This is a genomic window from Maritimibacter alexandrii, from assembly GCF_005871115.1.
In the GTDB taxonomy this organism is placed as follows: domain Bacteria; phylum Pseudomonadota; class Alphaproteobacteria; order Rhodobacterales; family Rhodobacteraceae; genus Maritimibacter; species Maritimibacter alkaliphilus.
This window is the reverse complement of the sequence record NZ_SWKQ01000009.1, coordinates 1265430-1286581: the sequence shown is the minus strand read 5'-3', so window position 1 is coordinate 1286581 and position 21152 is coordinate 1265430. Positions and strand designations below refer to the sequence as shown.

The following is a 21152-nucleotide window of genomic DNA, read 5'->3' as shown; positions in this document are numbered from 1 at the left end:
GACGGATCACTCGCGCCCGAAGGTCGACAGACCGTGCAGCAGGTCCACGGCGTAGGACAGTTGGAAGTCCTCGTCGCGCAGCGCCGCGGCGGCTTCCGCCTCGGCCCGCTCTTCCTCGATCTGGCGGATTTCGTCCTCGGTCAGGCTGTCGTTGTTCAGCGACCCGCGCAGATCGGCCTCGGTGCGGGGCGGACGACCGTTGGTCTCCTCCTCGTCCTCTTCGGCGCTCGGGCTCGGGATTGGCTGTTCGACCACGATGTCCGGGCTCACGCCCAGCGCCTGAATCGAGCGACCCGACGGGGTGTAATAGCGCGCCGTGGTCAGACGCATCGCGCCATCGCCACGGAGCGGCATGACCGTCTGGACCGACCCCTTGCCGAACGACTTGGTGCCGACGACGACGCCGCGGTGATGATCCTGAAGCGCACCGGCCACGATCTCGGACGCCGAGGCCGAGCCGCCGTTGATAAGCACGACCAGAGGCTTGCCTTCGGTGATGTCGCCGGGCGTGGCGTTCACACGGTCGGATTCTTCCGGGTCACGGCCACGGGTCGACACGATCTCACCGCCTTCGAGGAAGGCATCCGACACCGCGATCGCCTGCTTGAGCAGACCGCCGGGGTTGTTGCGCAGGTCGAGCACGACGCCTTCGACATTGTCCATGCCGCCCATTTCCTCGACGACTTCGGCGAACCCTTCGGTGACGTTCGGATAGGTCTGGTCGTTGAACGTGGTGATGCGGATCACGACCGCCTCGCCCTGCTGGCGCACGGTGGCGGCCGTCAGCTTGATGGTGTCGCGGATGATCGAGATATCGAACGGCTCGTCCTCGCCCTCACGCACGACCGTGATGATGATCTCGGACCCGATCGGCCCGCGCATCAGATCGACCGCTTCGTCCAGCGTCAGGCCAAGCAGGCTTTCGCCGTCCACATGGGTGATGAAGTCACCGGCCAGCACCCCGGCCTGATCGGCGGGCGTGTCGTCCATCGGCGAGACGACCTTGACGAAGCCCTCTTCCTGCGTGACCTCGATCCCCAGACCGCCGAACGAGCCGCGCGTCTGCACGCGCATGGCATCGGCATCGTCGGGCGGCAGGTAGGAGCTGTGCGGGTCGAGCGACTGAAGCATCCCGTTGATCGCGGCTTCGATCAGTTCGCTTTCCTCGACATCCTCGACATACTGGGCGCGGATACGCTCGAACACGTCACCGAACAGATCGAGCTGCTGGTACACGGTCGTCGACCGGTTCCCCTCTTGCGCGAGAAGCGGACCCGCCACCTGCGTGGTCAGAACTGCCCCTGCGAGCGTGCCGCCGACTGCGGCCATCAGAAATTTCTTCATGTCTCGTCTGCTCACTTTCGTCTCGTTTCGGTCGCGCAATCGCGCCGCTCACTCCCCGGATACCGCAAACCAGTCCGCCGGGTCCACAGGCTCGCCGTCTTTGCGAAGCTCCAGATACAATGTCTGGTTCGCTTCTGCGCCTCCTGCGGTGTCGTTGGAAATCAAAAACGCTTGAGGGTCCGTGGGCGCAGCCCCGCCCATGAGCCCTATGGGCGCCCCCTTCGGCAGCACCTCGCCCACCTCGCCGAACAGCTGGCCGAGCCCTGCGAACACCAACAGATAATCCTCTCCCGGCTCCACGATGGCCACCTGACCATAGTCCAGAAGCGGGCCGAGATACCGGATCGTGGCAGGCCACGGAAGCGTGACGAGGGTGAGAGGACGGGTCGCGATCACCCAGCCCGGACGGCGCACGCCTGCCGCGTCCGCCTCGTCCATCCGGCGGATGATCCGGCCAAGCACCGGCAACTCCAGCGTGCCCTGCGCTTCGGTGAAATCCGGGTTGGCGATGGAAACGCTCGTATCCTCGACGGTGGCCGACATCAGGCCCGACGCGAAACTTTCCAGCGTGTCGGCGGTGGCGATCAGGTTCTCCATCGCCTCGGGGTCGGTCGTGATCCGCTTGGGCAGGTCGGTGCGGTTCGACATCGCCTGACTCAGTTCCGTGCGCGCCTGCTGCACCCCGGTCAGACCCTGTTCCAGCGTCACCACCGCCGATTCCTGCAAGGCCCGCAAGACCGCGACCTCCTGCAAGGCGGCGCGCAGCCGCCCCGCTTCGGCATTCAGCGCCGGGGTCACGTCGGACAGGATCATCCCGGTCCGCGCGGTGCCCACCGGCCCCTCGGGATGCAGGAGCAGATGCGGCTCGGGCGACGCTTCGATGGCCTGAAGCACGCCCAGAAGCTGTGCGAGCCGTTCGCTCTCGGCCCGGAACACGCCGTCGATCGCCGCCTCACGCACCCGCGCCTGTCTCAGCCCTTCGCGCAGCGCGGCGAGCCCTGCCTCATAGGCCTGCACGGTCTGCGTCAGCGCCGCCACACGGTCGCCCGCGCCGTCGGCACCGTCCAAAGCCTTGGCGGCTTCCTGCAACAGAAGCATGGCCTGACGCGCGCTTTCCGTGGGGTCGGTCTGCGCCGTCGCCGGGGCCGTCATCGCCAGACACGCGGCGAAAAGGATCGCCGCCCGTCTCACCGGACGATCAGGCTTTCGCCGGTCATCTCGGCGGGCTGTTCGAGCCCCATGAGGTCAAGCAGGCTGGGCGCGAGGTCGGCAAGCCGCCCCGACTTGATCTTTGCCCCCACAGGCCCGTTGAACAGCGCGACCGGCACGGGGTTCGTGGTATGCGCCGTATGCGGCCCGCCCGTGGCCGGGTCGATCATCATCTCGCAATTGCCGTGATCGGCGGTCACGATCATCGTCCCGCCCTCTTCCTTGAGCGCGATCATGGCTTCTAGAACCTGTTTGTCCACGGCTTCCACGGCGGCGATGGCCGCGTCCAGATCGCCGGTATGCCCGACCATGTCGGGGTTGGCGAAGTTCACGACGATCAGGTCGTATTTCTCGCGGATCGCACGCACGAGTTCCCGCCCCACCTCGGGCGCGCTCATCTCGGGCTGCATGTCGTACGTCGCCACCTTGGGCGACTGCGCCATATAGCGATCCTCGCCCTCCTCCGGGTCTTCTTTGCCGCCATTGAGGAAGAAGGTGACATGGGGGTATTTCTCGGTCTCGGCCAGCCGGAACTGCCGCTTGCCCTGCTTGGCGACCCAGGCCCCCAGCGTGTTCACGATGTCCTCGCTCGGAAACACCGTGGTCATATAGTCGTTGTGACCCTTGGAATACTCGACCATCCCCAGAAGCGCGGCGAGCTTGGGCCGCTGCCCGACATCGAACTCCGCGAACCCCGGCTCACCGATGGCCCGCAGAATCTCGCGCGCCCGGTCGGCCCGGAAGTTGACGAAGAAGACGCCGTCGCCGTCATGGATGCCGGTGTGCCCGTCGATCACGACAGGTTCGATGAACTCGTCCGAAACGTCGGCCTCGTAGGACGCCGCAATCGCCGCATCCGCGCTTGCCGCCGTGCCGCCCATGCCCTTGACCATCGCGTCATAGGCGCGGCTCACCCGCTCCCACCGGTTGTCGCGGTCCATTGCGTAATAGCGCCCGGTGACGCTGCCGATGGTCACGCCATCCGGCAGGTCCGCGACGAACTTGGCCACCTGCTCGCGGGCCGAGCGCGGCGCCACGTCGCGCCCGTCGGTGATGACATGCACGCAGACCGGAACCCCCGCCTGCACCAGCGCCTGCGCCGCCGCCACGATGTGATCCTGATGCGAATGCACCCCACCGGGCGAGGTCAGCCCCATGAGATGCGCGGTCCCGCCCGACGCCTTCATGTCGTCGATGAACCGCATGAGCGCGGCGTTCTGAAAGAACGACCGATCCTCGATGGCAAGGTCGATCTGCCCAAGGTCCATCGCCACGACCCGGCCCGCACCGATGTTCGTATGCCCGACCTCGGAATTCCCCATCTGGCCCGACGGCAGGCCCACGTCGTTGCCATGGGTGATGAGCGTCGCGTTCGGGCAGATCATCATCAGCTCGTCGAACGCGGGCGTCTCGGCCAGCGCCACCGCGTTGCCGGAGCTTTCGACCCTGAGGCCCCAGCCATCGAGGATGCACAAAACGACGGGTTTCGGGGTGGTCATGTCTGCCTCGCTCTTGCCTGACGTAGTTCTAGGAGGTCACCGCCGCGAGGGCAATGCGGGAGGGGTTTCGAATGGGCTTGCGCCCATCCGACTGGCTGGGAGGGCCAGCCAAAGTCATGTTTGCAGGCGAACATGACCAACCCAGACCCTCCCGAGGTACTTGTGGACCAGAGAAGGGACACGTTCACCTTTCATTAAGGTTAACGCGCTATACCGAAGTCACGGTACAGGCTGAGGAGCCGATGACCGAGACCGGAGAAGCCCCCTGCGTCCAGCGTAGGGGGTGGACCCCGCCCCCCCCCCCCTGCTTCTCTGGTCCAAAAATACCTCGGGGGAGTCGCGCTTCAGCGCGACGGGGGCAGCGCCCCCCTCAGGCCCGCGCTTTCCGTCCTTCCGCCAGAATGGCCTGCGCATCCCGCAGGAATTCCGCTTCGATATCGCCACGCGCCGCCCGCAGCCCTTCGATATAGGCCTCGTTGTCGAGGATCGAGATCGCCGGATCGTAGTGCTCCGCCGCGATCAGCATGGCGCTGCGGTCCATCTCGGCGAACATCTCGGTCACCCGGTCCGCCTGATCGCGCGAATAGCCCAGCGCCTCCACCGCCGAGCGGCTCATCCGCAACGAACTGTCATAGGTCTCGCGGATGATGTCGCGGCACCCGGCCCACCACAGATCGTAGACATGGGGCCGGTCCACCGCGCGTGCGATCACATGCACATCGGGGTAGTGCTTCTTCACATAGGTCACCAGTTCGGTGATCTGGTGCTTGTCGTCGATGGCGATCACCAACAGCTTCGCGTGCTCGATTCCCGCCGCATGCAACAGATCGGGCCGCGTCGCATCGCCGTAATACGCCTGCACGTCGAATTTCTTGAGCATCTCCAGTTGCCGCGCGCTGAAGTCGATGACGGTGGGCGTGAGCCCGGCCCCGCGCAGCATCCGCGCGACGATCCCGCCCACGCGCCCGTGGCCTGCGATGATGATGTCGCTCGCCTCGTCGATCGCATCCATCTCGCGCTCTTCGGCTTCGGAGAACCGCGGCGCGACCACCCGGTCGTATAGGATGAAAAGCGCAGGGGTCAGCAGCATCGACAGCGCCACGACCAGCAGCAGCCGATCCGCCAGATCGCCGGGGATCACCGCATTCGTGACCGTGAAGGACAGGAGGACGAAGCCGAATTCCCCGGCTTGGGCGAGACCCAGTGAGAACAGCCAGCGATCCGCCCCGCCCACCTTGAACACGTAAGACAACACGTAAAGCACGGCCATCTTCGCCACGATCAGCCCCAGCGTCAGGGCGAGGATCAGCGCGAAATCGTCGAACAGCAGGGCGAAGTTGATCCCCGCCCCCACCGTCATGAAGAACAGTCCCAGCAGAAGCCCCCGGAACGGGTCGATGTCACTTTCCAACTCATGCCGGTATTCGCTGTTGGCCAGCACGACACCTGCGAGGAATGTGCCGAGCGCGGGCGACAGCCCGACGAGGGACATGAGGAGCGCGATGCCGATGACGAACATCAGCGCCGTCGCCACGAAAAGCTCCCTCAGGTTCGCCCCGGCGATGAACCGGAAGATCGGACCGACGAGGTAGATGCCCGCCCCGACCACCACCGCGATGGCCCCCACCGTCACCAGCGCCACGCCCCAACCCGGCAGACCGTCGACAAGGCTCATACCCCCGCCGTGGTCGCCGTCCTCGGCCGCATGGCTCAGACCTTCGACCAGCTCCGGCATTGCGAGCAGCGGGATCAGCGCCAGCATGGGGATGACCGCGATGTCCTGAAATAGCAGGACCGAGAACGACGACTGCCCGCCGTCCGAGCGCATCAGCCCCTTCTCGCCCAGCGTCTGAAGCACGATCGCGGTCGAGGACAGCGCCAACACCAGTCCGACCGCAAGGCTCACCGACCACGGCTGACCCAAAACCAGCGCCACGCCCATGACCAGGAGCGCCGTTAACCCGACCTGCCCGCCGCCAAGCCCCAGAAGGCGCGCGCGCATCTCCCACAGCCGCCGCGGCTCCAACTCCAGCCCGACGAGGAACAGCATCATCACGACGCCGAATTCGGCGAAGTGCTGGATCTGGATCACGTCGACATGAAGCCACGCCAGAACCGGGCTGATGACGATCCCGGCGATCAGGTAGCCGAGCACCGATCCAAGCCCAAGGCGCGAGGCGATGGGCACCGCCACCACCCCCGCGATCAGAAAAACGAAGGCAAGTAGCAGAAAATCGGTCATGAGCAGTCCCCTGTGCGCCGGTCCAGCTTGGCGAAATGCGGGCGCATGTAAAGCTGCTCCGTGCGACGCAACGCCCGTTGACAGGGCGGCGATCCGGGCAGACACCGACAGGATATTGCCCTGACGCCGGTGTTTCCTCGTGAAGCCGAAAATCCTGACGACGCTCGCGAGCTATTCGCGCGACCAGTTCTTCGGCGATCTGATCGCCGGGGTCACGGTCGGGCTGGTGGCGGTTCCCCTCAGCCTTGCCATCGCCATCGCGTCGGGCGCGACGCCGGAACAGGGGCTGGTCACGGCCATCGTCGGCGGCGCTCTGGTATCGCTTCTGGGTGGCAGCCGCGTGCAGATCGGCGGACCGACGGGCGCGTTCATCGTCGTCGTCTACGGTGTCATCGCCGCGCATGGGATCGACGGTCTGATCGTGGCGACGCTGCTGGCCGGGTTGATCCTCGTCGTGGCCGGCGTGCTGCGGGCCGGGAGCCTCGTGGCCCATGTGCCCGAAGCGGTCATCAACGGCTTCACCCTCGGCATCGCCGTCATCATCGCCACCAGCCAGATCGCCGATCTGTTCGGCCTTGCCGTGGCGGACAAGCCGGCGGAGTTCACCGGCAAGATCGCGGCGCTCTGGGCGGCGCGCGATACGCTTCAGATCGACGCGCTGGGGATCGGCGTGGTCACCGGCGCGCTGATCGTCGCGTTGCGCCGCTGGCTCCCGCCGAAGGTGCCGGGCCTGATCCTCGCCGTCGCGGCCGGATCGGCCCTCGCCGCCCTGCCGGGGGTCGAGGTGGAGACCATTGCGGCCCGGTTCGGCGCGTTGCCCGACCACCTGCCCACGCCTGCGATGCCCGACATCACTTGGGCTCTGGTGCGCGAGGTGTTTCCATCCGCGCTGGTGATCGCGTTCCTCGCGGGGGTCGAATCGCTTTTGTCCGCCGTTGTGGCCGACCGGATGATCGGCGGGCATCACCGCCCCCGGGCCGAGCTGGCCGCGCAGGGTGTCGCCAACATCGGATCGGCCCTGATGGGCGGACTGCCGGTGACAGGGGCCATCGCGCGGACGGCGACGAATGTGAAGGCCGGGGGGCGCACGCCGGTCGCCGGGCTGTGGCACGCCGTCACGGTTCTGGCGCTGATGCTGTTCGCCGCACCGCTGGCCGGTCGAATGGCGTTGCCCGCCATGGCGGCCCTGCTGGTCATCACCGCGTGGAACATGGCCGAACCGGATAAGTGGCGCGGATACCTGTCCGCGCCGGTGCGGGACCGGGTTCTGATCTTCCTGACCATGGCGCTGACCGTTCTCGTCGATCTCACGGTCGCGATCGGGGTCGGGGTCGCGCTTGGCTTTGCGCTGTCTCGGGTCGCGGCGGGGCGTGCGCCGCGCGACTGGACTCCGCGCGACCGCTAGACCCGGTGATAGGGGCTTCCGGTCAGGATCGAGGCTGCGCGGTAAAGCTGCTCGGTCAGCATGGCGCGGGCCAGCATGTGCGGCCAGACCATCTTGCCGAACGACAACGACGCTTCCGCCTGACCGCGCAGGGCCGGGTCGATCCCGTCCGCGCCGCCGATGACGAAGGCCACGTCACCCCGCCCCTGATCGCGCCAGCCCGCAAGTTGCTCGGCGAATTGGGGCGAGGTCTGCACCTTGCCTCGCTCGTCCATCGCGACGATCACCGCGCCCTCCGGCACGGCACGCGCCAACAGGGCGGCCTCGGCGCTCATGCCGCCACCCTTCTTGTCTTCGACTTCGTGGATCGTGAGAGGACCGAGACCCAAGCTGCGCCCGGTGCGGTCGAACCGGGTGGTGTAGTCGTCGATTAGGTCGCGCTCGGGGCCGGCACGAAGCCGCCCCACCGCGACGATGTGAACCCGCATCAGGCCTTGGCCGACGCCGGAGCCTCAGGTGTCATCCACATTTTCTCGAGTTGATAGAACTCGCGCACCTCGGGCCGGAACACGTGAACGATCACGTCGCCGGTGTCGATCAGAACCCAGTCGCCCTGATCCTTGCCCTCGACCTTGCAGATGATCCCCATGCTTTCCTTCAGACGATCGCACAGCTTTTCGGAAATCGCCGCGACCTGGCGCGAGGACCGGCCCGAACAGATCACCATGGCATCGGCCATCGCGGATTTCTTCCGCAGGTCGATGGTCACGATATCCTCGGCCTTGTCGTCTTCGAGTGAGGAAAGAACGGTGTCGAGGATATTGTCGCTCGACGGGTTCATGGGCGGCTTTTTCATTCCGCCCGATCCTGCGGCCGACAGTGCGGCCGCGTCTGGATGATGAGACAGGACATAGTCCTCCTTCGTTGCGCGCCGATCGTTTCCCCGACGCCGGGACAGGTTAAAAGTAACATGCTGGTCCGGTATTTCAATTCTAGCGTTGCTCCGGCTCGGCCACTTTTCGCGGATCGTTGAGATGGCGCACCTCCCGTTGCGGGAACGGGATCGAGATGCCGTTCTCCTGAAACGCGTCCCAGAGCGCAAGATAGACATTGCCGCGGATGTTGGTCAGGCCCCCGGTCGGGTCGTCGATCCAGAAGCGCAGGATGTAATCCACGGAGGAGTCGCCGAAGCCGACGATATGGCAGACCGGGGGCCGGAAACTCAGCACCCGGTCGACGCTCGCCGCCGCCTTGATCGCCACCTTGCGCACCAGATGCGGGTCGTCGCCGTAAGCCGTGCCGAAATAGATGTCGAGCCGCACAAAGGCGTTGGTGTGCGACCAGTTCACCACCTGCCCGGTGATGAGATCCTCGTTCGGGATCAGATACTCCTTGCCGTCGCGGGTCACGACGCTGACGTAGCGCGCACCAAGCTGTTCGATCCAGCCGAAGGTATCGCCAAGGCTGATGACGTCGCCGGGCTTGATCGACTTGTCCAGAAGGATGATGACCCCGGACACGAGGTTCGAGACCACCTTTTGCAGGCCGAAGCCAAGACCAACACCGATGGCCCCCGACAGGACGGCAAGGCCGGTCAGGTCCACGCCCACGGCACGCAGCCCGATGAAGATCGCCGCGCCGAACAGCACCAGTTGCAGGATCTTGACGATCAGCACCTGCATCGAAGGGCTGATGTCTTCGTTCTTCCTGATCCGGGCCGCAGAGCTTTGGGTCAGGAACCGCGCGGCGAAGACCAGAGCACCGAGGATCGCGATGGCCTGAATGACCATCCAGATCGACAGGCGCATGTTGCCGGTGTTGATCGCGAACCCATCGAGGATGGAAATGGTTTCATCCTGTAGATTCAGGATGTTGACCGTGACCCAAACCCAGCCCGCCGTCCGCACAACGCCACGCACGAAGGCGTTGGCGATGAACCGGGCGAGGATCGCGATGACCAGCCACGCCAGCGCCAGTTCCGCGATGATCGACAGCAGGTAGGAGCGTGAGGGCCACGTCGCCTCGCGCATGATCCAGACCGTCGGCCAGATCAGCGCCACGAAGACGATCAGTTTCATCCGGCGATGCAGCATCACGCCGAACCGCATCCGCCACTTGGGCCAGTTTTCCCGCCCGCGCAGCCAGCCGTGATATTTCGGGGCGAGCCATTTCGCGATCAGCCACGCCGCCAGTGCGAGCCCCACGGCGATCGCGACCTGATAGGCATTCCAGGGGCGCATCAGGCCCTGCACGAAAACCGTAAGCTGGTCGAACAGGTCGAGCGCCACGTCTTCGGGCGCCGGAACGGGGGCGGCTTGCGGGGTTGCGGCGCCGACCGTCCCGGACTCCGTGGTCGCATTCGGCGTCGCCTGCACCTGGGTGGGTGCGATCGTCCGGTCCCAAATCGTATTCGGGCTGCGCGTGGCCATTTTACTCCCTTTTTCAGGAGGTTGGCAAATGAACCGGCCAGCGTCCAGTTCTAAACCCACCCTCCCGCAACCGTGTCAGCGCGTGATGCGGATGTCCGAGGCCGAAAAGTTGACCACCATCCGATCCGGCACCTGTTCCAGCCCGCAGGCCCTGAGCACCGCGCGGGATGCCGCGTTGTCCGCCGCCACGAACTCGACCGCGCCCGCCGCGCCCAGTTCATCCACCGCGATCAGGTTTGCGATGGCATCGGCCATCTTGCCCAGACCCAGACCGCGGGCCGCCGGATCGACCGCGATCAATCCGACGAACGCCATGCCGGCGAGCCACGAGTGTTCGTTATGAACCAGCGCGGCATAACCGGTCGCGGCGATGGCGCCGTCCGCCGAACGCAGAATGACCGGCCGCGCCGGGATCAAAGCGCCCGAGAGCGCCGGCTTCGAGAAGGGCGCGATCCCGTGCTCGGTCAGGAAGCCCTGCATCTCGTGCAGGACCGTGGCGTCGATTTCCTCGTCCGGGTGCCGCGTGATCCCGTCCGGCAGACCGCCTGCCACGATCTGCCCGCACGCCGCGCGCACCCTGTCGGCATCCGCAAGGAACACGTCCCAGAAGTGCTGTTTGGGCGCGAACCCGGCCAGTTCGTGCTCGGCCTTCAGGATCACCTCGGGGGTCGCGCCCCGGATCTGGACGATCCCCTCGCGACGCATCGCTGCGCGCAAATCGTCCCACCCGAAGGCGTCCGGGTCGTCCGAACTCGTGACCCGGCCATGCACGACCGCGCCGGGCCGATTGCGAAACCCCGCGACCTCGCCATCGCGGGCCGCCTGCAAGGCGCGCATCATATCGTCCCCGTAGAAGGGGTCGTCCTCTGGTTTCATCCGACGTCTCCCAAGCCCCTCGGACCAGCATAGCATGGCATCCGACGCTTGCGAGACTCACGGCCAGCGTATAGATGCTCCCGCATGACACGGATTTTCGACATGGACGACCGCGCCCGCCTGCCTTGGCGGTTCTATGGCGCGACGCTGACGATCCTCGCCCGACTTTGATCGCGGCGCACCTTTCCGCACGTCCAGAATTCGAACATTTCCCCTAGGAGAAAACCCCATGGCCGGGAAAACACTCTACGACAAAATCTGGGATGCCCACGTCGCTGACGAAGCCGACGACGGCACCTGCCTGCTCTACATCGACCGTCACCTCGTCCACGAAGTGACCAGCCCGCAAGCCTTTGAAGGGCTGCGCATGGCGGGCCGCACCGTGCATGCGCCGGACAAGACCATCGCCGTGCCGGACCACAACGTGCCGACCACGCTCGACCGCGTGAACGGCGTGATCGAGAACGAGGAAAGCCGGATTCAGGTCGAGGCGCTCGACAAGAACGCCAAGGACTTCGGCCTGCACTACTACCCGGTTTCCGACGTGCGTCAGGGCATCGTCCACATCGTCGGCCCCGAACAGGGCTGGACCCTGCCGGGCATGACGGTCGTGTGCGGCGACAGCCACACCGCGACCCACGGCGCCTTCGGGGCGCTGGCCCACGGCATCGGCACCTCCGAGGTCGAGCATGTTCTGGCCACCCAGACGCTGATCCAGAAGAAGTCCAAGAACATGAAGGTCGAGATCACCGGCAAGCTGAAGCCGGGCGTGACCGCCAAGGACATCACCCTCGCCGTGATCGGTGAAACCGGCACCGCAGGCGGCACCGGCTATGTCATCGAATACTGCGGCGAAGCGATCCGCGATCTGTCGATGGAAGGCCGCATGACCGTCTGCAACATGGCGATCGAAGGCGGCGCGCGGGCCGGTCTGATCGCCCCGGACGAAAAGACCTTCGACTACGTCAAGGGTCGCGCCCACGCGCCCAAGGGCGCCCAGTGGGAAGCCGCCATGAACTGGTGGAAAACGCTCTACTCCGACGACGACGCCCATTGGGACAAGGTCATCACCCTCAAGGGGGAAGAGATCGAGCCGGTCGTCACCTGGGGCACCTCGCCCGAAGACGTGCTGCCGATCTCGGCCGTCGTCCCGTCGCCCGACAGCTTCAAGGGCGGCAAGGTCGAAGCGGCCAAGCGGTCGCTCGAATACATGGGTCTCGAAGCCGGAACGCCGCTGGACCAGATCAAGATCGACGCGGTCTTCATCGGCTCCTGCACCAACGGCCGGATCGAGGATCTGCGCGAAGTCGCGAAGGTCGTGCAAGGCAAGAAGGTCGCGGAAGGTGTCCGCGCCATGATCGTCCCCGGCTCCGGCCTTGTGCGCGCTCAGGCGGAGGAAGAGGGTCTTGCCGAGATCTTCGAAGCCGCCGGTTTCGAATGGCGCCTCGCCGGTTGTTCGATGTGCCTTGCGATGAACCCGGACCAACTGGCGCCGGGCGAGCGTTGCGCGTCGACCTCGAACCGGAACTTCGAAGGGCGTCAGGGCTACAAGGGCCGCACACACCTCATGTCCCCCGGCATGGCCGCCGCCGCCGCCGTCACCGGTCACCTGACCGACGTGCGCACGCTCAACTGACCAGCCAGCTTGTCCGGCCCGCGCGGGCCGGGTGAGCGAGCATAAGGAAAAGTAGAATGGAAAAATTCGAAAAACTCACGGGCATCGCAGCCCCCATGCCGCTGGTCAACATCGACACGGACATGATCATCCCCAAGGGGTTCCTGAAGACGATCAAGCGCACCGGGCTTGGCGTGAACCTCTTCGACGAGATGCGCTATGACCGCGAAGGCAACGAGATCCCTGATTTCGTGCTGAACCAGCCGCAGTACCGCGAGGCCCAGATCCTCGTCGCGGGCGACAACTTCGGGTGTGGCTCGTCGCGCGAACACGCGCCTTGGGCGATTGCGGATTTCGGCATCAAGTCGATCATCTCGACCTCTTTCGCCGACATCTTCTTCAACAACTGCTTCAAGAACGGCATCCTGCCCATCGTGCTGCCGGAAGAGCAGGTCGAGGTGCTGATGAAGGACGCCGAGAAGGGCTCCAACGCCCGCATGATCGTCGACCTCGAGGCGCAGACCGTGACCACGTCGGACGGCGAGGTTTTCCCGTTCGAGGTCGACCCGTTCCGCAAGCATTGCCTGCTGAACGGTCTCGACGACATCGGCCTGACGATGGAAAAGAAGCCTGCCATCGACGCGTTCGAAGCCAAGGCCGCGCAGGAACGTCCCTGGGTCTGATCGCAGGCCTTATGAGTCAAGAAACGGCGGGGCTTCGGTCCCGCCGTTTTCCTATGGGCGCAGCTCGCGCGTCAGACGCATCGACACCGGAACCATCACGGCGGACAGGCCGAGGCACCAGAGGCCCAGCGCGACCCCCTGCACCGGGAACGCCACGCCCGCGTCGATCAACACGCCGGTGATGCCCGGCCCGATGGCGGTCGACACGACCATGATGACGGTCTGGAGCGAGCGTACGGCCCCCAGATGCCGCGTGCCATACACCCGTGGAAGGAACGCCCCGAGAAACGCATTCGCCGCGCCCATCGACACGCCGCCGATCGCCAGAACCGCGAACCAGACCTGATAGCCTTCGGCGGGGCCGAGCAACAGCAGGGCTGCGCCCATCGGCACCACGACGAGCGGAAGCAGGCGTTCGGGTCCGAACCGATCGCAGGCCCAGCCCGCGACCAGCGCCGACACGACCGAGACGCTGGCCCAGAACACGTAGCCGGGGGCCATTTGCGCCAGGGTCCAGCCCTTCACCTCGGCAATGTTCACCTGCTGAAAGAACAGGACCGTTCCGATGAAGGGCGGCGTCAGGATCAGGGGCAGGATCGCCCAGAACAGCCAATGCCGCACCAGCATCCCGCGGGTCCAGTGGGCACCGTTCAGCCCCGCGCTGGCTTCGGGCGACTGCGCCTCGCCCGACGGCTGGCGATCCTGCGCCAGAAGCACCATGAGCAGGGGAATGACGACGATCAGAATCGCACCCGCCGCCACGCCCCATGCCATGCGCCAGCCGATCCCGCCGATGAGCGCGACGAAGATCAACGGCAGCACCGCCTCGCCCAGCGGATGCCCCATCGAGGCGATGGCGACGGCGCGGCCCCGCGTGGCGTGGAACCAGCGTCCCATCGAGGTGATCGACATATGGGGAAACATCCCCTGCCCGCAGAACCGGAGCAGAAAGACGCCCAGCCCGAGCATCCAGACATTCACCGAAAACGCCATGATCCCCGCCGCCAGCGCGAAAAGCAGGCTCACCAGAAGCGCCAGCCGCGACAGGCGCATCGTGTCCACCAGCGCCCCGCGACTGAACAGGAGCGCGGCCGAGGCGAGCGTCGCGATGGTGTAGAGCCCGCCCCAGCCCCCGTTCGACAGCCCGTGCGCCGCCCGCACCTCGCCCGCGAAGAGCGAAATGAACCACGTCTGCCCGAAGGACGACGCGAAGGTCAGCAGGAAGCCTGTGGACAGCCAACGGGCATTGGCGGTGAGAAACGACAACATACCTTCCGCAATATTCCGCATTCGGGGCAGAGGAAAGTCGACGTTCTGCGCGCCAACGCACTGATACCGGGGGAGTTATCCGATAGGCGGTGACAGGTGCCCGCGATGCCACGCGCCACGGTTTCCGGTATCGAAACAGCTATTTTCCTTGGCCTGAACGATGCAGGTTCTACATCTTGTGGGCGATTTCGTTCTCCGCACCACACGCGGTAGACATACCGACCGCGCCCCATTCCGGCCACAGCATAGGTGCAAAATCGCACCACTCCCCCCACAATACCGCCCTGAATCTTTCGTCAATTCAGACCGTTACTTGCAGCGGGACACGAATGTGGGCAAGATTGTGACAAATAAGAGGCAGGCCGCCACAATTGGCGGCTTCGGTTTGGAAACAGGGAAGCGGCATCGTATCGCGCCCGGCCAGAGCGAGGGTAAAGAGCAGTGACTTCGCGTGTAATCGGCGCGCTCGTACGCGCATGTTTGACGGTCATCCTGATTTTGACCCCGTCACTCATGATTCCGGGCATTCATTCCGAAACGGTCCAGATCGTCGCGCTTGCCGCGATCTTCGCGTTCGCCCTCACAACCTTCGAATACGCATCGACATACCCCGGCCTCGTGGAATTCCGCGAAGCGCCGCCGTTCAACCGGATCAGGTTCGTGTCGCTGTTCTTCACCGTTTTCCTGCTGTCCGCCGTTGCGCGGCACTCGACCGATCCGTCGACCTTCACCGCCTTCGTCGGTGCCGTGGGCAACCTGATCGGCAATGCGATCGACATCCCCTATTCGCCCGTTCGGCTCATCGTCCTGATGCTGCCCGACAACGCGACGGCGGCCGAGATCATCAGCCTGCGCATGGCGGCTGGCATGGCCTATCTCATCTCGCTCATCTCGCTGGCCGTGTTCATCATCACGCTTCGGATCACCGGCTGGCCCAAGCGCAAGGGCGGGTTCAACGTCTGGGTGAACCTGCCGATGTTCGACCCGACCGCCGGTGGCGACGTGGTCGAGCGGCTGGAGCGTGACGCGCGGTTCAACGTGGCGCTCGGGTTCCTGCTTCCGTTCCTGACCCCGGCTGTCATCAAGGCCGCGTCGGGCGTGTTCGGATCGGTCGCGATCACCAACGATCAGACGATGATCTGGACGATCACCGCTTGGGCGTTCCTACCCGCCTCGCTGTTCATGCGCGGCATCGCGATGCAACGGGTCGCGACGCTCATCAGCGAACAGCGTGCGCGCAATTCGTCCCGTGCCGAAGGCGAAAGGCTGGCGCCAGCGTGAAGCTCGGGGGGGCATTAACCTTAATATCCCTTCTGTCCGGCAGCCTCCTCGCGGCCGAACCCGTGATTGTCGCGACGTATGACGCCGAGCTTTACCGCGACGGTCCCGGTCTTCTGCTCGACGACATTCTGGATGGCGACCCGCAGGTCGAAGCGGTGGCCGAAGTCATCGCCTATGCCGATGCCGACATTCTTCATCTGACCGGGTTCGACTGGGATCTGGAAAACCACGCGCTGACGGCTTTTGCCCGGGTGCTGGCCGATCAGGGCGCAGCCTATCCCTACTTCTATGCAAGCCAGCCGAATACCGGCGTGCCTTCGGGTGTCGACCTCGACGGCAACGGGCGCGTGGGCGAGACGCGCGACAGCTTCGGGTATGGCAGTTTCACCGGGCAAGGCGGCATGGCGATCCTGTCACGCTATCCCATCGGCGAGGTGCGCGACTTCTCGCAGATGCTGTGGGCCGAGTTACCGGACAACCCTGCGCCACGGGTCGATGGACTGCCCTTTCCCTCGGAGGAAGCGAGCAAGGTTCGCAGGCTATCCTCGGTCGCGCATTGGGACGTTCCCATCGACGTCGCAGGCACGACGCTCCACCTGCTCGCATGGCACGGGTCGACCCCGGTGTTCGACGGGCCGGAGGATCTGAACGGCGCGCGCGGGGCGGACGAAGCGATGTTCTGGATCAAACTGTTGAACGGATCGCTGCCCTTCCCGTCGCCCGAGGGTCCGGTCGTTCTGACGGGGATCTCCAACATCGACCCGGTGGACGGCGACGGGCGCCATGTGACCATGGCCCGCATCCTGCGCGACCCGTTGATACAGGATCCGATGCCGACCAGTGCGGGCGGGTCTGCCGCCGCGAACCCCGGACATGCCGGCGACCCGGCGCTGGATACGGCGGATTTCGACGATCCGCTGCCGGGCAATCTGAGGGTGGATTACGTGCTGCCGGATGCGCGCCTCAGGGTGCTGGCAAGCGGGGTCGTCTGGCCCGCACCGGACGAGCCGATGGCGGAGACCGTCGAAACGGCCAGCCGCCACCGGCTTGTCTGGGTCGAAGTCGATCTGCCTTAGGCAAGGGCCTGCGTCGTCGCCGGTCGTGTCGTGTCCTGCGGCAGGGCGGCGCGGATCACCTCGCGCAGCGGCGTCGGCTCGAACTCCGGCAGCAGATGGGTCAGCCGGTCGGGCGACAGGCTGTGCGACACCTGCCACAGATACCGCATCTCTTTCAGCTCGCGAGCGAGCTCCCACACCGGGCTGGCGACCGTGATGAGCCACCACGGGAACCGGGTCGCGCGCAGGGGCCCGCCCGTGACCCTCTCGACCTCGGCCTTCAGCGCATCGAGCGTGAGGGCATGGCCGGGGAACGGCACGTCCTCGAACGTCGCGAGCGTTTCGCGCTGTTCGGCGAGCGCGACGGCGGCGCGCGCCCAATCGGGGAGGTAGCACCACGGCTGCAACAGGTCACCGGGACCGGCATAGGTGAAGCGCCCCTTCTCGACCCCGTTCAGAACCATGAGCGACATCACGTCCCCGCCCGCATCCGGGTCGATGAAGTTGCCGCCGCGCAGGATGATCGTCTGGACGCCGCTGTCGCGATAAGCCCGCTCCATCTCGGCCCGGATGGCCCCTTTGCGGGAGTTCGGGCGATGAGGCGTCGTGCCGGACCATTCGCCGGGCGTGTCGCCGTAGACATAGACGTTTCCCGGCACGATCACGGTCGCGCCCGAGGCACGGGCGGCGTCGAGCACGTCGCGGGTGATCTGGGGAATGATCTCGGCCCAGTTGTGGTAGTTGGGCGGGTTCATTCCGTTGACGATCACGTCGCAGCCCATCGCGGCCTGTGTCATGTCTTCGGTGGCGCGGTTGAACCGGCGGACGGTCCAGCCGTTCGTCGCAAAGGCGCGGGCGGCGTGGGTTCCGATCTTGCCGGAGGCGCCGAGGATAAGGACGGTCTTGGTCATGGCTTTCTCCAATGCTTGATAACCTCAAACTAGCCATTCACCGCCAAACAGGAATTGCGAGAAATCGAAGGTCTGGTATTCAGGATTGAATGGAAAACCTCGACTGGTCCCTGATCCGCGCCTTCCTTGCCGTGGCCGAAACCGGCTCGCTTTCAGCGGCGGCCCGGACCCTGGGGTCGAGCCAGCCCACGGTGGGGCGGCAGGTGCGCGAGGTCGAGACGGCCCTTGGGGTGGAGCTGTTCCAGCGGCACGCCAAGGGGCTGTCCTTGACCGAAACGGGTGCTGCGATGTTACCCGCGGCAAAGAGAATGCGCGACTCGGTCGGAGAGATCGCCCTGATCGCAGCCGGGCAGGACATGAGACCCACGGGCACGGTCAGGATCACGGCAAGCGTCATCGTGGCGCATTTCGTGCTGCCGCAGATCCTTGCGCGACTACGCAGGGACGAACCCGGTATCGAGATCGAACTGGTGGCAACCGATTCCAGCGACAACCTTTTGTTTCGCGAGGCCGACATCGCGCTGCGCATGTATCGCCCGGACCAGCTGGACATGGTGACGCTGCATGTTACCGACCTGCCGCTGGGGATCTATGCCGCCAAATCCTATCTCGACCGCGTGGGACGGCCGGACGCGGTCGAGGATGCGTTCAAGCTCGATTGGGTCGGCTATGACCGTTCGGACCTGATGCTGCGCGGGATGCGGCGGCTGGGCTGGGCCGTGGACCGCACCTTTTTCGCGACCCGCACCGACGATCAGGCGGGGAACTGGCAGCTCATCCGCGCGGGCTGCGGGATCGGGATCGCGCAGATCGCGACGGCACAGGATGCGTCCGAGGTCGAGCAGCTGTTTCCCGATATGGCGCTTCCGTCCCTGCCGGTCTGGCTGACCGCGCACGAGGCGATGCGCCGGACGCCCCGGATCGCGCGGGTGTGGGATGCCTTGGCCCAGGGGTTGAAGTCTGCGGTTTCTTGACCCTTCCCGGCCTGCGGGCTAGGCACACGCGAACAGTATTCAGCCCAAGGACACAGTGATATGAGCGTTGGCTCCCTCCTCATCCTCCCCGGCGACGGGATCGGCCCGGAAGTCATGGCCGAAGTGCGCCGCATCATCGATTGGTACGGCGAGAAGCGCGGCCTGACCTTCGACGTGTCCGAAGACCTTGTGGGCGGCTCGGCCTATGACAAGCACGGCGTGCCGCTGGCGGATGAGACGATGGCCAAGGCGCAAGAGGTCGATGCCGTGCTGCTGGGCGCCGTGGGCGGCCCGAAATACGACGATCTGGATTTCTCGGTGAAGCCCGAGCGCGGGCTTCTGCGCCTGCGCAAGGAGATGGACCTGTTCGCGAACCTGCGCCCGGCCCAGTGCTTCGATGCGCTCGCCGATTTCTCGTCGCTGAAAAAGGACGTGATCGCCGGGCTCGACATCATGATCGTGCGCGAGCTGACCAGCGGCATCTACTTCGGTGAGCCGCGTGGCATCTTCACGGAAAACAACGAGCGCGTGGGCGTGAACACCCAGCGGTATACCGAGAGCGAGATCGACCGGGTCGCGCGTTCGGCCTTTGAACTGGCCATGAAGCGGGGCAAGAAGCTTTGCTCGATGGAAAAGGCCAACGTGATGGAATCCGGCATTCTGTGGCGTGAGGTCGTCACTGAGGTCGCCAAGGATTACCCCGAGGTCGAGCTGTCGCATATGTATGCCGACGCGGGCGGGATGCAGCTTGCCCGCTGGCCCAAGCAGTTCGACGTGATCGTCACCGACAACCTGTTCGGCGACCTTCTGTCCGACGTGGCCGCGATGCTGACCGGGTCGCTGGGCATGCTGCCGTCTGCGAGCCTCGGCCTGCCGATGGCGAACGGCCGCCCCAAGGCGCTTTATGAGCCGGTGCATGGCTCGGCCCCCGACATCGCGGGTCAGGGCAAGGCCAACCCCATCGCCTGTATCCTGAGCTTCGCCATGGCGCTGCGCTATTCCTTCGACGAAGGCGCGGAAGCGGATCGTCTGGAAGCGGCGATCGAGACGGTGCTGGCCCAAGGCAAACGCACCGCCGACCTGCTGGGCGAAGAGGGCGTCACCCCGGTCTCCACGACCGAAATGGGCGACGCCATCCTCGAAGCGCTGGAGGCGAGCCTCTGAGGAAAGACCTTTTCCGCGGGGAAAACGCGCGGAGGGTTTTCTTTTTCTAAATCAATGGGAAAGCATCCTGAAAGGCTTGCTCTCCCGCCGCTGAGAACAGAACCGCGCGCCCCTCGGGTGCGCGGGTCGCCCATTTCAGGGTGATAATCCGGTCGAGAAGCGCCGCGCCGAGGCTGCCCGCCAGATGCGTGCGGCGTTCGGACCAGTCGAGGCAGGTGCGGCAGAGCGGGCGGCGCTTGGCCTCGAGCAGGGCGAGGTCGATGCCCAGCGCGGCGATACGCGCGCGCCCCGCATCGGTCAGGTCGATCCGGTCCGCCGTCAGGACGAACCCGCCCCGTCCCGCAAGACTGTCGTAGATCCGCACCCCGGCCGTGCCCGCGAGATGGTCGTAGCACACCCGCGCCTGCCGGAGTTCGGGGTCGCGCGGCCCAGGCCGGTTCCGCAGGTGGCCGTGATGCGCGGCAAGGCCCGCGACCGCTTCGAGCATTTGCGCGACCTCGTCACCGGCCAGACGGAAATAGTGATGCCGCCCCTGCTTGAGCCGGGCGATGAGGCCGACCGCCTCAAGCTTGCGCAGGTGTTCGCTGGCCGCCGCCGCGCCCACCCCGGCCTCGCGCGCAAGTTCACCGGCGGTCAGCGCCCGGCCCGCCAACAGCGCGGTCAGCATGTTGGCGCGGGCCGGGTCGCCGATCATCGCGCCAATGCGGGTTATGTCGGGGCCTTCCTTCATATCCGCGACAGTGGACGCGCGCCCCGCGTCGGACAAGCCGCGACGCTTCGGTCCGGGCCGAAACATCGGTGCACGCCGCCGTGGCAGAACGGCGCGAAAGGAGACCCGACCATGATTACCTGTTTCATCCGGTACGAGATCGAGCCGACGCAAAAGGCGGATTTCGAGACCTATGCCCGCAACTGGGGTCAGGCGATTCCGCGCTGCGGGGCCGACCTGATCGGCTATTTCGCCCCGCACGAAGGCTCGTCCACCCTGGCCTATGGGGTTTATTCCCTGCCGTCGCTCGCCGCATACGAGGACTACCGCGCGAAACTGGCGGCAGACCCGCTGGGGCGCGAGAACTACGACTTCGCCATGCAAAGAAAGTTCATTCGGCGGGAAGACCGCACATTTCTTCGGCTGGCATCCGCTCCGCACGGAAAACCCTGACCGGACGACTTGCATGCGGCGCGAAAACGGGGTTGGGATGACCGCAACCACGGAG

Annotated in this window: 19 protein-coding genes; 8 read left to right on the top strand and 11 right to left on the bottom strand. The window is 65.6% G+C overall.

Annotated elements, in window-relative coordinates; all coding sequences use genetic code 11:
* Positions 1-6 precede the first annotated feature (6 nt).
* The 4 genes from FCT00_RS07105 to FCT00_RS07090 form a co-directional block, all read right to left on the bottom strand.
* Positions 7-1344, bottom strand: coding sequence for a S41 family peptidase (locus tag FCT00_RS07105; RefSeq protein ID WP_008332126.1), 1338 nt, complete (start codon positions 1342-1344; stop codon positions 7-9).
* Positions 1345-1392: 48 nt separating this feature from the next.
* Positions 1393-2496 (bottom strand): murein hydrolase activator EnvC family protein, encoded by a 1104-nt coding sequence (locus FCT00_RS07100; protein ID WP_138422395.1) that lies wholly within the window; start codon positions 2494-2496, stop codon positions 1393-1395.
* 35 nt (positions 2497-2531) lie between these two features.
* Positions 2532-4052 carry a 2,3-bisphosphoglycerate-independent phosphoglycerate mutase gene (gpmI, locus tag FCT00_RS07095; RefSeq protein ID WP_138422394.1) on the bottom strand — a complete coding sequence of 507 codons (1521 nt, stop codon included), beginning with the start codon at positions 4050-4052 and terminating at the stop codon, positions 2532-2534.
* Between the two features lie 370 nt (positions 4053-4422).
* Complete coding sequence (locus FCT00_RS07090; RefSeq protein WP_138422393.1) at positions 4423-6294, bottom strand: cation:proton antiporter domain-containing protein; 1872 nt, start codon at positions 6292-6294, stop codon at positions 4423-4425.
* Positions 6295-6433: 139 nt separating this feature from the next.
* On the opposite strand from FCT00_RS07090, the gene FCT00_RS07085 reads away from it, so the two are divergent.
* Positions 6434-7699, top strand: a complete 1266-nt coding sequence (locus FCT00_RS07085; protein ID WP_138422392.1) for a SulP family inorganic anion transporter — start codon at positions 6434-6436, stop codon at positions 7697-7699.
* Here the strand turns inward: FCT00_RS07085 and rlmH are convergent.
* The 4 genes from rlmH to FCT00_RS07065 form a co-directional block, all read right to left on the bottom strand.
* Positions 7696-8166 carry a 23S rRNA (pseudouridine(1915)-N(3))-methyltransferase RlmH gene (gene rlmH / locus FCT00_RS07080; RefSeq protein WP_138422391.1) on the bottom strand — a complete coding sequence of 157 codons (471 nt, stop codon included), beginning with the start codon at positions 8164-8166 and terminating at the stop codon, positions 7696-7698. The genes FCT00_RS07085 and rlmH overlap by 4 nt on opposite strands.
* Entirely contained in the window at positions 8166-8534 is a 369-nt protein-coding gene (gene rsfS, locus FCT00_RS07075) for a ribosome silencing factor (protein WP_008332144.1), read from the bottom strand. Before rsfS ends, rlmH begins: the two co-directional genes overlap by 1 nt.
* Before the next feature lie 136 nt (positions 8535-8670).
* A complete protein-coding gene (locus FCT00_RS07070) occupies positions 8671-10107 on the bottom strand; it encodes a mechanosensitive ion channel family protein (RefSeq protein ID WP_138422390.1) in 1437 nt (478 codons plus the stop codon).
* Positions 10108-10182: 75 nt separating this feature from the next.
* Positions 10183-10983: a GNAT family N-acetyltransferase gene (locus FCT00_RS07065; protein ID WP_008332147.1), complete on the bottom strand. Its 801-nt coding sequence runs from the start codon at positions 10981-10983 to the stop codon at positions 10183-10185.
* Between the two features lie 229 nt (positions 10984-11212).
* On the opposite strand from FCT00_RS07065, the gene leuC reads away from it, so the two are divergent.
* Both leuC and leuD read left to right on the top strand, forming a co-directional pair.
* A complete protein-coding gene (leuC, locus tag FCT00_RS07055) occupies positions 11213-12619 on the top strand; it encodes a 3-isopropylmalate dehydratase large subunit (RefSeq protein ID WP_138422389.1) in 1407 nt (468 codons plus the stop codon).
* 56 nt (positions 12620-12675) lie between these two features.
* Positions 12676-13281 (top strand): 3-isopropylmalate dehydratase small subunit, encoded by a 606-nt coding sequence (leuD, locus tag FCT00_RS07050; RefSeq protein WP_138422388.1) that lies wholly within the window; start codon positions 12676-12678, stop codon positions 13279-13281.
* A gap of 51 nt (positions 13282-13332) precedes the next feature.
* Here leuD and FCT00_RS07045 read toward each other — a convergent pair whose 3' ends face one another.
* Positions 13333-14550 carry an MFS transporter gene (locus FCT00_RS07045; RefSeq protein WP_138422387.1) on the bottom strand — a complete coding sequence of 406 codons (1218 nt, stop codon included), beginning with the start codon at positions 14548-14550 and terminating at the stop codon, positions 13333-13335.
* A gap of 513 nt (positions 14551-15063) precedes the next feature.
* Between FCT00_RS07045 and FCT00_RS07040 the strand changes: the two genes are divergently transcribed.
* Positions 15064-15831 (top strand): hypothetical protein, encoded by a 768-nt coding sequence (locus FCT00_RS07040; protein ID WP_008332158.1) that lies wholly within the window; start codon positions 15064-15066, stop codon positions 15829-15831.
* Positions 15832-15893: 62 nt separating this feature from the next.
* A complete protein-coding gene (locus FCT00_RS07035; RefSeq protein ID WP_138422386.1) occupies positions 15894-16907 on the top strand; it encodes an endonuclease/exonuclease/phosphatase family protein in 1014 nt (337 codons plus the stop codon).
* On the opposite strand, the gene FCT00_RS07030 is transcribed toward FCT00_RS07035, so the two are convergent.
* Positions 16904-17797, bottom strand: a complete 894-nt coding sequence (locus FCT00_RS07030) for an NAD-dependent epimerase/dehydratase family protein (RefSeq protein WP_138422385.1) — start codon at positions 17795-17797, stop codon at positions 16904-16906. The two genes, FCT00_RS07035 and FCT00_RS07030, sit on opposite strands and share 4 nt — an antisense overlap.
* 89 nt (positions 17798-17886) lie before the next feature.
* On the opposite strand from FCT00_RS07030, the gene FCT00_RS07025 reads away from it, so the two are divergent.
* Both FCT00_RS07025 and leuB read left to right on the top strand, forming a co-directional pair.
* Complete coding sequence (locus FCT00_RS07025) at positions 17887-18771, top strand: LysR family transcriptional regulator (RefSeq protein ID WP_138422384.1); 885 nt, start codon at positions 17887-17889, stop codon at positions 18769-18771.
* A gap of 60 nt (positions 18772-18831) precedes the next feature.
* Positions 18832-19935, top strand: coding sequence for a 3-isopropylmalate dehydrogenase (gene leuB / locus FCT00_RS07020; protein ID WP_138422383.1), 1104 nt, complete (start codon positions 18832-18834; stop codon positions 19933-19935).
* 46 nt (positions 19936-19981) lie between these two features.
* Here leuB and FCT00_RS07015 read toward each other — a convergent pair whose 3' ends face one another.
* A complete protein-coding gene (locus FCT00_RS07015) occupies positions 19982-20665 on the bottom strand; it encodes an ArsR/SmtB family transcription factor (protein WP_171042915.1) in 684 nt (227 codons plus the stop codon).
* Positions 20666-20776: 111 nt separating this feature from the next.
* Between FCT00_RS07015 and FCT00_RS07010 the strand changes: the two genes are divergently transcribed.
* On the top strand, positions 20777-21097 hold the full coding sequence (locus FCT00_RS07010; protein ID WP_008332183.1) for an NIPSNAP family protein: 321 nt from the start codon (positions 20777-20779) through the stop codon (positions 21095-21097).
* The last annotated feature ends 55 nt before the right edge of the window (positions 21098-21152 follow it).

Bases quoted from the DNA above. Each gene is read 5' to 3' on its own strand.
- FCT00_RS07105 (WP_008332126.1), bottom strand. From the start codon at position 1,344: ATGAAGAAATTTCTGATGGCCGCAGTCGGCGGCACGCTCGCAGGGGCA.
- FCT00_RS07100 (WP_138422395.1), bottom strand. From the start codon at position 2,496: ATGACGGCCCCGGCGACGGCGCAGACCGACCCCACGGAAAGCGCGCGT.
- gpmI (WP_138422394.1), bottom strand. From the start codon at position 4,052: ATGACCACCCCGAAACCCGTCGTTTTGTGCATCCTCGATGGCTGGGGC.
- FCT00_RS07090 (WP_138422393.1), bottom strand. From the start codon at position 6,294: ATGACCGATTTTCTGCTACTTGCCTTCGTTTTTCTGATCGCGGGGGTG.
- rlmH (WP_138422391.1), bottom strand. From the start codon at position 8,166: ATGCGGGTTCACATCGTCGCGGTGGGGCGGCTTCGTGCCGGCCCCGAG.
- rsfS (WP_008332144.1), bottom strand. From the start codon at position 8,534: ATGAAAAAGCCGCCCATGAACCCGTCGAGCGACAATATCCTCGACACC.
- FCT00_RS07070 (WP_138422390.1), bottom strand. From the start codon at position 10,107: ATGGCCACGCGCAGCCCGAATACGATTTGGGACCGGACGATCGCACCC.
- FCT00_RS07065 (WP_008332147.1), bottom strand. From the start codon at position 10,983: ATGAAACCAGAGGACGACCCCTTCTACGGGGACGATATGATGCGCGCC.
- leuC (WP_138422389.1), top strand. From the start codon at position 11,213: ATGGCCGGGAAAACACTCTACGACAAAATCTGGGATGCCCACGTCGCT.
- leuD (WP_138422388.1), top strand. From the start codon at position 12,676: ATGGAAAAATTCGAAAAACTCACGGGCATCGCAGCCCCCATGCCGCTG.
- FCT00_RS07045 (WP_138422387.1), bottom strand. From the start codon at position 14,550: ATGTTGTCGTTTCTCACCGCCAATGCCCGTTGGCTGTCCACAGGCTTC.
- FCT00_RS07040 (WP_008332158.1), top strand. From the start codon at position 15,064: ATGATTCCGGGCATTCATTCCGAAACGGTCCAGATCGTCGCGCTTGCC.
- FCT00_RS07030 (WP_138422385.1), bottom strand. From the start codon at position 17,797: ATGACCAAGACCGTCCTTATCCTCGGCGCCTCCGGCAAGATCGGAACC.
- FCT00_RS07025 (WP_138422384.1), top strand. From the start codon at position 17,887: ATGGAAAACCTCGACTGGTCCCTGATCCGCGCCTTCCTTGCCGTGGCC.
- leuB (WP_138422383.1), top strand. From the start codon at position 18,832: ATGAGCGTTGGCTCCCTCCTCATCCTCCCCGGCGACGGGATCGGCCCG.
- FCT00_RS07015 (WP_171042915.1), bottom strand. From the start codon at position 20,665: ATGAAGGAAGGCCCCGACATAACCCGCATTGGCGCGATGATCGGCGAC.
- FCT00_RS07010 (WP_008332183.1), top strand. From the start codon at position 20,777: ATGATTACCTGTTTCATCCGGTACGAGATCGAGCCGACGCAAAAGGCG.